The 15287-nt window shown below is 67.9% G+C and carries 14 protein-coding genes; 8 read left to right on the forward strand and 6 right to left on the reverse strand.

All coding sequences use genetic code 11. The annotated features are described in order from the left end of the window. Positions 1–81 precede the first annotated feature (81 nt). The 4 genes from ACN469_RS27615 to ACN469_RS27630 all read left to right on the forward strand — a co-directional run bounded on the left by ACN469_RS27615 (position 82) and on the right by ACN469_RS27630 (position 3395). Positions 82–657 carry a prepilin-type N-terminal cleavage/methylation domain-containing protein gene (locus ACN469_RS27615; protein WP_498772509.1) on the forward strand — a complete coding sequence of 192 codons (576 nt, stop codon included), beginning with the start codon at positions 82–84 and terminating at the stop codon, positions 655–657. A gap of 137 nt (positions 658–794) precedes the next feature. Continuing rightward, positions 795–1670 (forward strand): tetratricopeptide repeat protein, encoded by an 876-nt coding sequence (locus ACN469_RS27620; protein WP_498772511.1) that lies wholly within the window; start codon positions 795–797, stop codon positions 1668–1670. Then, complete coding sequence (locus ACN469_RS27625) at positions 1651–2631, forward strand: ABC transporter ATP-binding protein (protein ID WP_498772443.1); 981 nt, start codon at positions 1651–1653, stop codon at positions 2629–2631. Before ACN469_RS27620 ends, ACN469_RS27625 begins: the two co-directional genes overlap by 20 nt. After that, a complete protein-coding gene (locus tag ACN469_RS27630) occupies positions 2628–3395 on the forward strand; it encodes an ABC transporter permease (RefSeq protein ID WP_498772445.1) in 768 nt (255 codons plus the stop codon). Before ACN469_RS27625 ends, ACN469_RS27630 begins: the two co-directional genes overlap by 4 nt. A 51-nt stretch (positions 3396–3446) precedes the next feature. On the opposite strand, the gene ACN469_RS27635 is transcribed toward ACN469_RS27630, so the two are convergent. Together ACN469_RS27635 and ACN469_RS27640 are read right to left on the reverse strand one after the other, a co-directional pair. Next, entirely contained in the window at positions 3447–5159 is a 1713-nt protein-coding gene (locus tag ACN469_RS27635; RefSeq protein WP_498772447.1) for a tetratricopeptide repeat protein, read from the reverse strand. Between the two features lie 171 nt (positions 5160–5330). After that, on the reverse strand, positions 5331–7067 hold the full coding sequence (locus tag ACN469_RS27640; protein WP_498772449.1) for a glycosyltransferase family 39 protein: 1737 nt from the start codon (positions 7065–7067) through the stop codon (positions 5331–5333). A 58-nt stretch (positions 7068–7125) separates the two neighbouring features. Between ACN469_RS27640 and rffA the strand changes: the two genes are divergently transcribed. Genes rffA through ACN469_RS27660 form a run of 4 tightly spaced genes read left to right on the forward strand, consistent with a single transcriptional unit; the run spans position 7126 to position 10989 of the window. Then, a complete protein-coding gene (rffA, locus tag ACN469_RS27645; RefSeq protein WP_498772451.1) occupies positions 7126–8346 on the forward strand; it encodes a dTDP-4-amino-4,6-dideoxygalactose transaminase in 1221 nt (406 codons plus the stop codon). Between the two features lie 59 nt (positions 8347–8405). Next, positions 8406–9341 carry a glycosyltransferase family 2 protein gene (locus ACN469_RS27650; protein ID WP_498772453.1) on the forward strand — a complete coding sequence of 312 codons (936 nt, stop codon included), beginning with the start codon at positions 8406–8408 and terminating at the stop codon, positions 9339–9341. Next, entirely contained in the window at positions 9338–10135 is a 798-nt protein-coding gene (locus ACN469_RS27655; protein WP_498772455.1) for a phytanoyl-CoA dioxygenase family protein, read from the forward strand. Before ACN469_RS27650 ends, ACN469_RS27655 begins: the two co-directional genes overlap by 4 nt. Then, complete coding sequence (locus ACN469_RS27660; RefSeq protein ID WP_498772457.1) at positions 10135–10989, forward strand: class I SAM-dependent DNA methyltransferase; 855 nt, start codon at positions 10135–10137, stop codon at positions 10987–10989. Before ACN469_RS27655 ends, ACN469_RS27660 begins: the two co-directional genes overlap by 1 nt. Here the strand turns inward: ACN469_RS27660 and ACN469_RS27665 are convergent. Genes ACN469_RS27665 through ACN469_RS27680 form a run of 4 tightly spaced genes read right to left on the reverse strand, consistent with a single transcriptional unit; the run spans position 10970 to position 15246 of the window. Further along, positions 10970–11683, reverse strand: a complete 714-nt coding sequence (locus ACN469_RS27665; RefSeq protein WP_498772459.1) for a WbqC family protein — start codon at positions 11681–11683, stop codon at positions 10970–10972. The genes ACN469_RS27660 and ACN469_RS27665 overlap by 20 nt on opposite strands. Then, a complete protein-coding gene (locus ACN469_RS27670; RefSeq protein WP_498772461.1) occupies positions 11680–12237 on the reverse strand; it encodes a GNAT family N-acetyltransferase in 558 nt (185 codons plus the stop codon). Before ACN469_RS27670 ends, ACN469_RS27665 begins: the two co-directional genes overlap by 4 nt. A gap of 19 nt (positions 12238–12256) precedes the next feature. Beyond that, entirely contained in the window at positions 12257–13699 is a 1443-nt protein-coding gene (locus tag ACN469_RS27675; RefSeq protein WP_498772513.1) for a sigma-54-dependent transcriptional regulator, read from the reverse strand. A 5-nt stretch (positions 13700–13704) separates the two neighbouring features. After that, a complete protein-coding gene (locus tag ACN469_RS27680; protein ID WP_498772515.1) occupies positions 13705–15246 on the reverse strand; it encodes a two-component system sensor histidine kinase NtrB in 1542 nt (513 codons plus the stop codon). Positions 15247–15287: the final 41 nt, after the last annotated feature.

The raw sequence follows: 15287 nt of genomic DNA on the forward strand, positions 1-15287 counted from the left end.
CACCGTTCGTGCTATAAATCCAGGCAGTCGTTCAACCCCCCTCTGCACCTGCGGAGCACTCCCGACATGCTGAACCGTCTCCTGAAGAAGAAGGGTGGCTTCACCCTCATCGAGCTGATGATCGTCGTCGCCATCATCGGCATCCTGGCGGCCATCGCCATCCCGAACTTCATCCGCTTCCAGGCCAAGTCCAAGCAGTCCGAGGCCAAGACGAACCTGAAGGCCATCTTCACGGCCCAGAAGGCGTACTTCGGCGAGAAGGACAAGTACGTCTCCGACTTCAAGGTCGTCGGCTTTGATCCGGAGCCGGGCAACCGCTTCAGCTACTCCATCAACGGTGGCTGCAACCTGGCGCAGGAAGCGTCTCCGACGGGCCGCACCTACGGCGCCGGCTGCATCGGCCAGGACCTGGCGCGCTTCGCCAAGGTCCCGGATGCTCCGACCTACCCGATGGCCGCCAAGATCGCGGGCCAGTGCCCGAGCTGCGACTTCAGCGCCGTGGCCGTGGGCAACGTGGACAACGATTCCGCCGCGGACACCTGGGGCATCACCTCGGTCGCCACCACGAGCACCGTCCTCATCAACCCCTGCGGCATTGACAGCCCGAACGTCGGTGGTGGTGAGCCGGGCAACGCCTACAACGACGTGAGCTGCTAATCACGGCATGACCCCGCTTTCCGGCGGGGCATCATGTGGTAAATTCGGGGCGCCCGAGAGACTCGGGTGCCCCGTGTGCTTTCCAAGGAACGATGCGCAAGCTGACTGCTCTGCTCTTGGTCGCTGGCCTGGTCTTGGTGGTCGTTTTGTCCGCCCAGCCGCCTCCGCCGCTTCGTCTGGATGATCGCCCCCTGCTGCCGCGAGCCGGGCTCCTCAAGGCCCTGTTCAAGGCGCAGCTCGGACTGGTGGCGGACTACTTCTGGGTGATGACCATCAACCGCGTAGGCGCGGCCAGCACCGTGTCTGAGTACCGCGACATCTACTACTACGCGGACCTCACGACAGATCTCGATCCTCGCTTCGCCAAGGTCTACACCTTCGCGGGAATCACCATCCCCATCCACCTGGGCCGCGAGCAGTACGCCAACGTCGAGGAGTCCTCGCGAATCCTCCGCAAGGGGATGGCCAACACGCCGGAAGACAAACGCATCCACTTCCAGCTCGCCTACAACCTCATGTTCTTCGAGCGGCGTTACCAAGAGGCCGCCGCCATCATCGAGGAGCTCGCTCGCGCCCCCGATGCACCGGAGTGGTACTCGGGGCTGGCGACCCGGCTGTATGCGCAGGCGGGCGACTTCGACACCAGCCTGGGGTTGGCGCAGACCATGCGCGACGGGGCGGAGGACGCCGAGACGCGTGAGTACTACGAGCGACGCGTCAACGAAATCATCCAGGAAAAGGTGCTCCAGCAGCTCGACGAGGCCCTCGAGCGGTACAAGGCCCGGGAGGGCCGCCTCCCCACGAAACTGGAGGCGCTCGTCACCTCCGGAGACCTGAGGGAGCTGCCGGCCGACCCTCTGGGTGGACAGTTCTTCCTGGGGGAGGACGGCCGGAGCTATTCAACGGCCGCGCGGTTCCGGTTGGAGATCATCTACAACGACAAGACGCCGGAGGGGGAACGCATCGTTCCCAAACCCCGAGAGACGACGAGCCATGAACCCCATCAGCCCTGATGCCCCCCCCATCCAAGCCCGGGGCCTCTCGAAAACATACAAGGTAGGCTTCTGGTTCAACCGCACCGTTCGTGCCCTTCAAGGGTTGGACCTCGAAGTGGGCGCAGGACAGATTTATGGCCTGCTGGGGCCCAACGGCGCCGGCAAGTCCACGACCATCAAGATCCTGATGAACCTGGTTCGCCCCAGTGGAGGCACGGCGCTGCTGTTTGGCCAGCCCGTGGACCGTGCGGCGACACGCCGACTGGTGGGCTTCCTTCCAGAGAACCCCGCGCCCTACGAGTACCTCACCGGACGCGAGTTCGTGACGCTGGCGGGACAGCTCTGCGGCATGAGCGGGCATGAGCTGGATCTGAGAGTGACGGAGGTCTTGGGCGCCGTGGAGATGGGCGCCGCGGAGAAGCTCCAGATTCGTCGCTATTCCAAGGGCATGGTGCAGCGTGTGGCGCTCGCGCAGGCCCTGGTGGCCCGGCCGAAGATGCTCATCCTCGACGAGCCCACCAGCGGCCTGGACCCCGTGGGGCGGCGGCAGATGCGCGACCTCATCCTGGCCGAGCGAGACCGGGGGACCACCGTCCTGTTCTGCAGCCACATCATCCCGGACGTGGAAGCGCTGTGTGACAGGCTGGCCGTGCTCGTGGGCGGTCGTCGTGTGCGCGAGGGCAGCGTGCAGGAGCTGCTCTCCGCCCAGGTGCCCACCGTGGAGCTGGTGGTGGAGGGGCTGAAGCTGGAGCAGGTGAAGGGTCTGGGCATATCGCTGGAATCCACGCAGGCCCTGGATGGTCGGGTGCGCGTTCAGGTCTCGGACCAGGAGAGCCAGCGCTTGTTGAGTCAAGTGCTCGCGGCGGGAGGGCGCGTCAACAGCCTCCAGGCGGCGCGGTTCTCCTTGGAGCAGCTCTTCATGGATGCACTCAAGGACTCGGGACGAACGACGAGTGTCGGCGGGGAGATCAACACATGAGCGCGTTCGGCGCGATGGTCTGGAACGGGTTCCGTGAGGCACGCCGCAACCGCGTCACCGTGGTGGTGGGCGCCTTCGCCGCGGTGGTGTTGTTGTCCTCGACGCTGGTGACGGAGGTGACGGTCGCGACGTTCGACCGCGTGCTCACCGATTTCGGACTGGGAATGATGAGCCTCATCCTCGTCTTCCTCACCATCTTCCTGTCGAGCGGACTGCTGAGTCGGGAAATCGAGCGGCGCACCATCTTCCTCGTCGTGAGCAAGCCGGTGTCGCGCACCGAGTTCCTGCTGGCGCGGCTCGCCGGCAACATGCTGACGCTCGCCGTGCTGATGGGGGCCATGATGCTCATCTTCCTCGGCCAGCTCGTGCTGTTCCAGGTGAGCGTCCAGCCCGTGCAGCTCGTCGCGGCGGTGGGCCTGTGGTTCGAGCTCCTGGTCCTGACGAGCGCGGGAATCCTCTTCTCCAGCTTCACGGGGCCCGCGGTGTCGGCCATCGCAACGACGGGCATCTACTTCGCCGGGCATCTGGCCAACGACCTCCACGACATCGCCCGGCGGCTGGACGAAGGGTCCGTGAAGGCCGTCGCGACCGGGCTCTACTACCTGCTGCCCAATCTGGAGCGGGTGAACTTCCGCCCCCATGCGACGTATGCCCTGGCGGTCGACGCCCCCACCTTCTTCTCGGGTGTGGGCTACACCCTGGGCTGGGCCGCGCTCTTCACCGCCGCCGCCATCTTCATCTTCGAGCGACGCGACTTCCGCTGAGGCGCCACGCACTGGCGACGGGCCCCGCCGAAGGATGATTCGCCGTGCGGCTCAGGGCGCGGCACTCAGGGCCTGCCGTGCCTCGCTCAACTCCCGACGCGCGAGCTCCGAGTCGGGCTGGAGCCGCAACGCTTCTTCCAGGGGGGCCACCGCCTCCGCGGGCCGCCCGAGCTGACGCATCGTCCGGCCCAGCTCCAGATGGGAATCGGCACGCTTCGGAGCCAGCCGCACGGCCTCCTGAAAACGGGCGACCGCCTCCTCCAGTCGCTTCGCCCGGCGAAGCGCGAGCCCCAGGTTGTGGATGACCACCGGCGTATTGGGACGCAGTCGCAACGTCCTCTCGAGTTGGGGAATGGCGAGGTCCATCCGCCCCAAGAGGGCATAGGCGACGGCCAGGTCGCTCTGCGGCTGATAGGCCCGGGGCATCGCCTGGGCCATGAACTCCAACTGGGGCAGCGCTTCTTCGGGGCGACGCGCCTTGAGGTAGGCAGCGCCCAGGTAGCCCCGGAGAATGGGCTCCCCGGGCGTCTTGGCCACCGTGTCCTCCCATAGCGAAATATCGTCGTGCCACACGGGGACCCGGACCAGCGTCAGCACCGCGGACACCGCGATGGCGCCTCCCGCCACCAGTCCCAGCGCGCGTGTCTGGCCGGGCCAGCGCTCCAGCAGCTGGCCCAGCACCGCGGCGGCCAGCAGACAGAACCCCACCGAAGGAAGATAGAGGAAGCGCTCTCCGTAGGCCTCCACGCCGCGAAGCTGGAGAAAGAAGACGGGCAGCAGGGGCGTCAAGAGCCACACGCCCCCGGTGAACTCCGCCCCCGCCTCGCGGCGCTTCCTCCACAACAACCCCAGTACCGCCACCAACAACACCGAGCCCAGAAGCACCTCCAACGAGGTGGGCTCCACGCGGACGGGAATCGTCAGCACGAGGGGATGCGGCCAGAAGAGCTTGGCCCCCAGCCTCCCCGCCAGGGCCAGCAGGTGGAGCGGATACAACCCCGTCTCCCCGGAGCCCACCGGAACTGGCAGCGACAGGCCAATGGCATTCAACCGGAGCGCGGCATACCCCAGCGCGCCCAGCCCCAACGGGGCATAGCGGCGCCACCATCCGCGAACGCCTGGCGGGGACGGCGTGATGCCCGCGGCGCGGTCCGTGGCCCACAGCACCACGGGAAACACCACGGCCACCTCCTTGAACATCAGGCCGGCGAACCACAACAGCGCGGCCCCCAGCCCTCGTCTCCAAGAGGCAGGGCCCGCCACCATGAGCCACACCGCGAGCAGCACCATGAAGGTGGCCGTCACGTCCATGCAGCCACTCACCCAGGCCACCGCCTCCGTGTGCACGGGGTGCACGGCGAAGAGGAGCGCTCCCGCCAGCGCGGCCCACCCTCTCGCGGGAGACAGCGGTTCACCCGGGCGCTGGAGGCAGGTGCGCAGCAACCAGAACACCAACGCGGACACCGCCGCATGCAGCAGCATGAGGACCAGGTGGAACCCCCACGCGGCGGTGCCAAAGAGGCTTCGTTGCACGAAGAAGAGCACATGCGCGAACGGCCGGAAGTAGCTCTCCCCGGGGCTGCGCTCCATCTGGGCGACAGGCTCGTCACCAAAGGCGAACAAGGGACGCTGGAACGCTTCCCCCAGCGCGCTCCATGACTGCAGCCAGGGGTTTTCCACCACCAGGAGCCGGTCGTCGTAGACGAGCCCGTTGAACAGGGTGCCGGAATACACGAGCACCGCCGTCAGGACGACGAGCAGCACTTGTGTTCGAGGTCGGAGAGTCACGGGGCGAGGTTCAGGGAGGAGTTGCGTCGGCATCGAGCACTCGGATTGTAGCGGCTTCCTTCAGCAGCCGGTGCCACGAGCCCCCTCGGCCATCGCCGTGGCGAGCAGGGCAACCTGTCCCCCGAGCGCAAGTCCAGCCCTCCTCCATTACGAGGCAGGCAAGGGGACGAGTTCCACCTGTCCCTCGGCGGAGCGCGCGAGCCGGAAGAAGCGCCTGCCCGGCAGGAGTGCTCGGAGCCGTGGCTCCGCGCCCGGGGCATCCAGGAGCACGAGCACCGAATCCCCCAGGTCGGGACGAGGTCTGCGCCAACTGAAGACAAACGAGCCCTGGGCACGAAAACGCGGGATGGAGCTCCAGACGTTGCTGTAGGCGGGGGCCAGCACCACGGCATCGCCCAGCGCGGGGTCATCCACCAAGGCGTAGATGCTCTCGTGAATCTCCGCCTGACGCCTCAACGCCAGTCCATTCCACACCGTGAAGGTCCCCAGCGCGAGGACCAGGACCATCGCCAGTGCCCCCACCAGGGCCTCGGTCGGGATGGAGCGCTCGCGCAGCGCGGCGAGCAGCCGGAGCAGTCCGGCGCCAGCGATGATCGCCAGCGGCACCACGGCCTCCGAGTAGTGGATGGGGCCCACCAGATGCAGCCCGTGGTCGTCGTGGATGAGCGCGACCAACAGATGAACGACGACACCCCAGCCCAGCCAACGCGTGAGCCGGTCCGCGCCCCATCCCGCGGCCACCAGGAGGATGCCCACGGGCCCCAGGAACCACAGCGCGAGCATCACCAGGTTGTAGGAGAAGTTGGCGCCGAACCGGTCCGCGAATTGCGCCGGGCTCCAGGCACTCTTGAAGTGGGTCAGATACGGGTGGAGGACCTCGTTGTTTCCCGCGAGCCGTGGAGGCAGCACCCCACCCGTCACCCAGCTGGCATGCACCAGCGTGGCGATGAGCGGCAGCGCCAGGCCGAGCGCGACGCCCCCCAACGTGCGAGCCAGGTCTCCCCGCTTGAAGCTGGCCCCCACTTCCGCGAGCGCCAGCGGCAACACGAGCGCCCCCACCTCGAAGGGGCGGGTCATTCCCGCCAACCCGAGGGCAAGCCCCGTCCAGAACCACGCCCCCACCGTGCGGCGCTCCATCGCCGACACGAAGGCCCAGAGCGCGAGGGCCAGCATCCCTCGTGACAGCACATGCGCGTGCGTCGTGAAGGACAACAGCTCCATCATGGGAGACGCGACCAGGAGCGCGACCGTCAGCACGGCCCCGGTGGGACCTCCTCGTCTCGCGCCCACGCCCAGGACTCCGAGCACGGCCAGCGCCGCCGCTATCGCGAAGAGGGCGTCTCCCAATCCACTGAGCTCCGCCGCGGCCCAGGCGAGCTGCACGCCCAGCCAGTCCAACCCCGCCCACCGTCCGTCGTGTGCATAGAGGAAGAGGTCTGGAAAGGCCTCGACCGGCAGGGGCCGAGGCATCGAGACCACTCCCGCCGCCAGCACCTGCCCTCCGAACCGCGCGGCCCCTTCGTCATCCGTGAAGGGAAAGCCTCGCAGGAAGAAAGCGTGCCCCGCGCGCGCGAACCCGACGAAGAGGCACGCCAACATCGCGGCCCCCACCTTGCGCTCGCGAGAGGTCATCTGCATCAGCTGAGCACCGACAGAACCCACGGCGCGCGCCACCCAGGGCGCCAGCGCCACCCCCACCATGCCGGCCCCCGGAGTCAGCAGGAGCAACAACCCCAGCCAGACGTAGCCCTCACCCGCGCTCGCGTTCGTCCAGGGCGGATGGAAGGTGATGAGCAGGCCCGGCGCAGTCCGGGTGAGCCCGAAGAAGCAGGCATACAGGGTAGCGCCGCACACCAGCAGGCCGACCCGTTGTCGCGTGTTCATGAAGATTCGAGCCTAGCAGCCTGGTCAGCGGACTCGCGAGGTAAAGTGGGCGAGGTCCATGAGCGTTGACTCTCCTGGACTGCATTCATCATGCTCCCGAAGTCGGCCCCCCTCTTCCAGGTGCTCAGTGATCTTCTTCACCCGCCATTGCCCCGCGCCGACCGAGAGCCTCTACATGAGCGAGGCGCTCAACTCGGGGCACACCGAGGGAGATGGCCCCTTCACCCGTCGGGCGGCTCGCTTGCTGAGCGAGCTCACGGGTGGAGGACATGTGTTGCTGACACCCTCGGGAACGCACGCGCTGGAGCTCGCGGCGCTCGCCCTCGACGTGGGCCCCGAGGACGAGGTCGTCATGCCCTCGTACACGTTCTCCTCCACCGCGAACGCCTTCGCGCTGCGGGGCGCACGCCTGCGGTGGGCTGACATCGACCCGCGGACGTTCTCCATGGAAGCCGAGCAGCTCGAGGCCGCCTGGACGCCGCGCACCACCGTCGTGGTGACCATGCCCTATGGCGGGGTGAATCGAGACATGGAGCGCATCGCGAGCATGTGCGCCGCGCGAGGTGTCCGACTGGTGGAGGATGCCGCCCACGCGCTCTTCGCGAACGTCGGAGGTCGCCCCTTCGGCAGCTTCGGCCAGCTCTCGGCGCTCTCCTTCCACCGGAGCAAGAATGTCTCGTGTGGCGAGGGCGGCGCGTTGCTCATCAGGGACCCTGCCCTGGCCGTGCGCGCGGAGACCCTTCGCGAGAAGGGCACGGACCGCTCGCGATTCCTGCGGGGAGAGGTGGACAAGTACACGTGGCAGGAGGCCGGTAGCAGCTTGCTCCTGTCGGACATCCTCGCGGCGGTGCTCACCGCGCAGTTGGAGTCCTCGCGGGACTCACAGCGTCACCGGATGGCCCTGTGGCGGCGATATGCCGAACTGCTGGAACCCGAAGGCGAGCGGCTGGGCCTGTCCTTCCAGCAGACACCCGCTGGAGCCGAACACCCGGCGCATGTCTTCGCGGTGCGACTGCCCGCGCAGGTTGATCGCGCGGCGTTGCTGAAGGACATGGCCGCCGAGGAGGTCCGGGTGGCCTCCCATTACGAGCCGCTCCATCTGTCGCCCTACCAGGCGCGCATCCGCCAGGGGGCGCCCGCGCCATCCCTGCCCGAAACCGAGTCCCTTGCTCCGCGACTGCTGCGCCTGCCCCTCCATGGGGGCATGACGTTGGAGGATGCGGACCATGCCGCCCGCGCGTTCGTGCGCTGCCTCGAGCGAGAGGCACAAGCACGGTGAGCCCGGCTGCCCCAGCACGAAATGAACCTCGAGAAGAAGGGGTCCTCTACTCCTTCGTCGTGCCCATCTACAACGACGGCGAGCTGGCGGCCGACTTCGCGGCGGAGTTCGAGCGGGTGTTTCAGAAGCACCTCGACCGTGCGGACATCACGGGCCGCGTCGAGCTGCTCTTCGTGGACGACGGCAGCCGCAATGCATCCGTGCGGTTCCTGGTGGAGCAGGTGGTGCCACGGTTCGCGTTCGTCCGGGTCATCGAGCTGAGCCGCAACTTCGGCCAGCATGTGGCGCTCTCCTGTGGCTACCAGCATGCCCGAGGCCAGTACGTGGGCATGCTCAACGTGGACATGGAGGACCCACCCGACCAGATTCCCCTGCTCCTGAGCGTGCTGGAGCGCGACGAAGCAGACATCGTCCACGGCCAATACCAGGTGCGCGATGTGACGTGGCTCAACAAGCTGACGTCGCGCGGGTTCAACTCGGTGCTCAACTGGCTAACGGGCTATGCGGTGCCACAGGACAGCGCCACGCTGCGCATCATGAACAGGCGCTTCCTGAATGCGTACAACGCCTTGACGGAGAAGAGCCGCTACATTCCAGGGTTGGAGTTCTGGCTGGGCTTCCGCCATGCCTATGTCCCCATGCGGCATCAGCGACGCACACAGGGGCGCTCCAGCTACAACTTCCGGCGCCGCCTGCGCATGGCCCTGGAGACCATCATCTCCTTCTCCGACCTGCCGCTGAAGATGGCCGCCGCGGTGGGAATGGTCATCGCGCTTCTGGGCCTGCTCATGGCGCTGTTCCTGGTCATCAGCAAGCTGTTCTTCGTGGACTACAGAGCGGGCTACACGTCCACCATCGCCATCACCGTGTTCCTGGGAGGCATCCAGATTTTCGTGGTCGGCCTGGCGAGCCTCTACATCGGCCGCGTCCTGCGCGAGGTCCAGGGCCGCCCCCTCTACATCGTCCGACAGATATACGAGGAGCCACAGGAATGACCGCCGCCCGCGTCCTCCGAAATCCCTCTCCCGCTGAAGTCCGCGAGCACATCGAACAGGAGGGCTACGTCGTCATCGAAGGCGTGATGCCCCCGGACTTCGTCGCACGCGCACGCGTGGAGATGGCCGAGGCGATTCGGAAGGAAGAAGCCTGGCATGAAGGTCGCCCCTACCGGGACCAGAACATGGTGCTGCTGTGCGCCCTGTATGGCGGCGCGTTCTGGAGCCTCTTCGACCTCGAGCCGGTGATGGCGCCCTTCGAGTCCGTCATGGGGCCTGGCTGCACCGTGTACGCCTATACCTCGTCCTCCATGCCGCCCGGACAGGGGAACTACTCCACGCGCATCCATGTGGATTGCCCGCGCCTCATCCCCGGCTACGTCACGAACATGGGGGCAACCCTCCTGGTGGACGACTTCACCGAGGAGAATGGCGCCACCTGGTTCCTGCCGGGCTCCCACACCCGTGCCGAGGCACCGGATGAGGACGTGTTCCACGCCCAGGGGCTGCGCCTCATCGCGCCAGCCGGCAGTGGCTTCTTCTTCAATGCACGACTCTGGCACGCGGGGGGACAGAACCAGTCCCACCAGTGGCGCCACGCGCTCACGCTCAACATGTGCCGCCCGTACATGAAGCAGCGCATCGACATCCCGCGAGCCCTCGCCCACCTGGACTTGAGCGACATGTCGCGACGAGCCCGACAGAAGCTGGGCTTCCTCGCGCAGGTTCCCGCCTCTCTCGACGAGTATTACGCGCCCCCCTCGCAGCGGAAGTTTCAGCAGGAGACCGAGTAGTGACCACGGCAAAGAACGACCAGGTGATCGCGGCCAACATCGAGGTGCACTCGCGCCTGGCTGCCATCTACGAGACGACAGAGCCACACTTCCGCCCGGAGAACGTCAGCTTCGTGGAGGGGAAGCTGCGGGAGCTGTCTTCACGAGTCCAGGCCCGTCGCTTGTTGGACCTGGGCTGCGGGACGGGCTTCATCATCCGCATCGCCCGCCAGTTCATCCCGGAGATTCATGGCGTGGACGTCACCGCGGCCATGCTCGCTCAGGTGGACCGCTCCGGACCCGCGACCATCCACCTCCACCAGCACGACACGGGCACCTATCCGGTGGAGCCCGGCACCTTCGACATGGTGACGGCGTACTCGTTCCTCCACCACCTCTACGACGTGGCCCCCACGCTGCGCACCGCCGCCAAGGCGCTGCGCTCGGGGGGCTGCTTCTACGCGGACCTGGACCCGAACTTCTACTTCTGGCAGCAGATTGAAGGCCTGGAGCGGACTGGGGACTACGCGCCCGTGGTGCGCCGCGAAATCGAGGCCGTCGCGCACAAGGACGAGGAGATGCAGCGCACCTACGGCATCAACGCGGAGGTCTTCAGCCATGCGGAGTACGGCAAGGACTTCCTGGGCGGCTTCCGCGAAGAGGTGCTGCGCGAGCAGCTCCTGGAGGCGGGCTTCGCCCGGGTGGACTTCCACTACTACTGGTTCCTGGGACAGGCCTCCCTCGTCAACGCGCCGGGCACGTCCACCGAGGAGCGCCTGCGCAACGCCGCCCTGGTGGAGGAGACGCTGCGCGCGGCGATGCCGCTCTCCCGGCCCCTCTACAAGTACGTGGGCTTCACCGCGGTGAAGGCATAGCCACGGGCGGCTCGCGCCAGCCCCAGATGTAACGGGGCGCATCCGGCCCGACGTTCAGGAGGAGGTCCACGACACTCACCTCGTGGACGAAGGGCGGATGCGGCTGCGGGTACTCAGGATAGCCGCTGTAGTCGAAGTACGTCAGGCGGATGCCCGCGGCCTCGAACACCGCGGGGTCCAGGTACGCCCTGGCCGCCGGGCCCGAGACATACTCGGTGGTCCCCAGCTGCCGCAGCAGCCCCATCAGGCGCTCGCCCTTCTGCCCTTCCAGGGACAGCTCGCGCGAGTCCCGGAAGGGGGTGGAGATGCCCAGCTCGCCTGACAGCTGGCGGATGAGGTGCTGGTTCAGCTCGGACAGATGCGTCCAGGTGCGCCCCAGCAACGCGTCCTTCAGCAGGGGCTCGTAGCGAGACCAGAAGGGCGCGGCCCTGTAGTTCTGCCGGAGGATGTCGAAGTGACGCTCGGCCCAACGCGGGTCCGTCATGGACACTTCGCAGATGAGCCGGTGGATGTGGGAGCCCACGGGGACCGACAGCCACTCCGGTCCTCGTGAAGTCTTGATGCGGTTGCGGTGACGCCAGTCGTTCTTGGTGAACTGCACGTCGTCGTAGAAGACGAACACATCCACCGCGTGGATGATGTCGAAGTAGCCCTTCCAGGGCAGGTAGTTGGACTGGAGAACGGCCACCTTCACGGGCTCAGCTCCTCACCACCGCGCGGATTCCGAGCGTGAAACTCGGAGGCCAGCACGCCCATGTAGATGGCCTCCACCCGTCGCCCCGCGAGGAGGAACTCCCCCCGCAGTCGACCTTCCTCCTGGAAGCCCAGCACCGTGTACATGCGGCGCGCGGCCTCATTCTCCGCATGGACGGTCAGCCACACCTTGTACAGGCCCAGCTGCTCGAAGGCATGCGCCAGCGCCAGTCGCACCGCGGCCTGGCCCACGCCCCGGCCCCTGCAGGAAGACTCCCCCACGTAGATGGACAGCCTCACCGTCGACAGATGGGAGTCCAGGCGGTCCAGCACCACGTTGCCCACATGAGCGTCGCCTTCCAGAATCGCGAAGGGAAACATGCCACTTCCGCGCTCCAAGGCCTGGGCAATCCAGCCTTGCGTCCGCTCGAGGGACGGCGTGGCGCGGATGCCCACGCCCAGCCGCACCTCCGGGTCCTCCATCCAGCGGAACATCGCCGGCGCATGCTCGAGTGACAACGGGACAAGCCGCACGTCGGGACGAGTCACGCTCACGCCCATGGGGCGCTCCTGCTCATGACGCGCCCCGGCCCGAGGATGTCGGCGGTTCGTCCAGCTCGTCGGTGAGGCCGTGCTTCGCCAGCCGGTAGCGGAATGAGCGGAAGGACAGGCCGAGCAGGTCCGCCGCGCGCGTCTTCACTCCGCCCGCCTGCTTCAACGCCGCGAGCAGGTAGCGCCGCTCGCTGTCGTCCAGGTGGCGCTCCAGGTTGAAGCCCACGCTCAACTGAGGCTCGCCGCCATCACCCGGCCGCGCCACCGGCTCCGACTCGCCGCGCACCGCCGGCGGCAGCGTGGACGGCCCCAGCAGGTCCGAGTCCGACAGCGTGGCCGCGCGCTCCACCATGTTCTGCAACTGCCGCACATTGCCGGGGAACGCGTAGCGCTCCAGCAGCTCCAGCGTCTCCGGCGAGAAGCGCAGGCCCGGCCGGCCCAGCTCCTCCGCCATCCTCGACAGGAAGTGTCCCGCCAGGAGCGAGATGTCCCCAGTGCGCTCACGCAGCGGCGGCAGCTCCAGCGTAATCACGTTGAGTCGGTAGAAGAGGTCCTCGCGGAAGCGCCCCGCCTTCACCTCCGTCTCCAACCGCCGGTTCGTCGCCGCGATGACTCGCGCGTGGAAGGGCACTTCCGCCGCGCTGCCCACCGGCTTCACCTTCCGCTCCTGGAGCACCCGCAGGAGCTTCACCTGCGTGGCCAGCGGCATCTCCCCCACCTCGTCCAGCATCACCGTGCCCTCGCCCGCGGACACCAGCAGGCCCGCGCGCTCGTGCAGCGCCCCGGTGAAGGCGCCCTTCACGTGGCCGAACAGCTCGCTCTCCAGCGTACCTTCGTTCAGCGCCGCGCAGTTGAAGGGAAGGAAGGGCTGCGCGGCCCGACTGCCACGCATGTGGATGCCACGCGCCACCAGCTCCTTGCCGGTGCCGCTCTCTCCCGTCACCAGCACCGTGCTGCGCCCCGGCGCCACCTTCTCCACCAGGGCCCACACCGCCTGCATCCGCGCGCTGTGCCCCACCGCCATGCCCAGACCGGGCAACAGCCGCGCGCGCAGCGTGGAGTTCTCCTGCCGCAGCGTGCGCTTCTCCAGCGCCTTCTGCACCAGCAGCCGCAGCTCCTCGTTGTCGAAGGGCTTGCAGATGTAGTCGTAGGCCCCCTCGCGCATCGCCTCCACGGCGGCGGACGGAGTGCCGAAGGCCGTAATCAAGACGACTTCGGGAGGCTCCTTGCGCGCCCGCGCCGTGCGCAGCACGTCCAGGCCACTGCCGCCCATCCCCAGCTTCATGTCGGAGATGACCAGGTCCACCCCGTCGCGCGCGAGCACCTCGCACGCGGGCTTCACCCCGGGCACGCTCGTCACCGCATAACCCTCACGATGCAGCAGCAGCTCCAGGTACTCGCGCATGGACAGCTCGTCGTCCACGACGAGGACGTGGCCTCGCGCACCGCCCTCTCCCGCATGCATTGTCGTCACAGCGGCAACCCCACGACGAACTCCGTTCCCTCGGTCGGGTCCGAGCGCACGCGGATGGACCCGCCATGCGCGCGGACGATGGAGTGCGCGGTCGACAGCCCCAGGCCCGTGCCTCCGTCCCGCGTGGTGAAGAACGGCTCGAACAGGTGGCCCATCATCTCCTCGGTGATGCTTCCCGCCGAGTCCCACACGCGAATCTGCGCCTCCTTCTCACTTCTCGCCAGCCCCACCCGCACCTCCCCCTTCGGCCCCGCCGCCTGGAAGCCGTTGCGCACCAGGTTGATGAGCACCTGCCTCAGCTGGTCCGGGTCCACCGCGGCCATCAACCGCTCCTGCGCGGACACCTCCACCCGCACGTCCCGCGCCAGCGGATCCGCCCTCAACATGTCCACCGTCTCCGCCAGGAGCGCGTCCAGCGGCACCTCGCGGCGCACCGGCTCCGGAGGCCTCGCGAAGCGCAGGAAGTCCTCCACCAGCCGCGCCAGCCGGTCCGACTCGCGCACCAGGATGTTGGTGAGCTTCACCACCACCACGTCCCGCGAGCACTCCTGCGCCAGCAGCTGCGCGGAGCCTCGCATCGCCGCCAGCGGGTTGCGCAGCTCGTGCGCCAGCTGCGCGGAGAGGGCCCCCAGGCTCGCCAGCCGGTCCGAGCGCTCCAGGTCCTCCTCCATCCGCCGCAGCTCCGTCAAATCCTGGAAGACGATGAGCAGCGCGCCCTGCTCACCCTCCAGCGGCGTCACGGACAACCCGAGGATGATGCGCCGACGGCCCCCGTCCGTGCCCACCATCAGCTCGCCCCGCGCCGAGCGCGGCGCCAACCCCGACACGCCGGGGAGCAGCGACTCCAGCGGCTGCCCCGCGCCGACCTCGTCCTCCAGTTGGAGGATGCCGCGCGCGGCGACGTTGACGTACGTGACGCGCTTCTGGCTGTCACAGGTGATGAGCCCCGAGGGCATGGAGGAGAGGATCTGCTGCTGCAGCCCTCCCAGCCTGCGCAGGTCCGCCTCGCGCGCGGACAGCGCGCCACCCGTCGCGGAGAGCTGCCGGGACAGGTAGCCCGCCAGCACGGCGATGAGCGCCAGCGCCAGCAGGTTGCTGCCCAGCACGAAGAAGCCCCGGCTGGACAAGAGCGGCCCCAAGGGCGCGACGTCCAACAGCCGCTGCATCACCACCAGCCCGGCGAAGCACACCGCCGCTGCCGCCGCCACCCAGAGCGCGCCCCGCCAGTCCAGCACCACCGCGGCGCCGATGACGGCCAAACTGTAGAGGAACGTCAGCGGGGAGTCGGAACCACCGCTCAGGTACACCAGGCCCGTGGCGATGGCGACGTCGCCCAGCACCTGCACCCACGCGTCCAGCCGCCCGGCCTTCTCCCGCCGCAGCCGGATGCCCACCACCACAGTGGAGATGTACGCGGCGACGATGACGGAGAGGGAGAGGGAGTCCGCCCGGCTCGGCTCCTCCAGGGGCTGGAGCAGCAGGCGACCCACGGTGATGACCAGCGACAGGCTCGCGGCCACCGTCCGGAACAACACCAGCCAGACCAGGCGCGCGCGGAGCCTCTCGGCTTCGTCCGCGC

Origin of the sequence: Corallococcus terminator (assembly GCF_049194865.1) — a bacterium.
In the GTDB taxonomy this organism is placed as follows: domain Bacteria; phylum Myxococcota; class Myxococcia; order Myxococcales; family Myxococcaceae; genus Myxococcus; species Myxococcus terminator_A.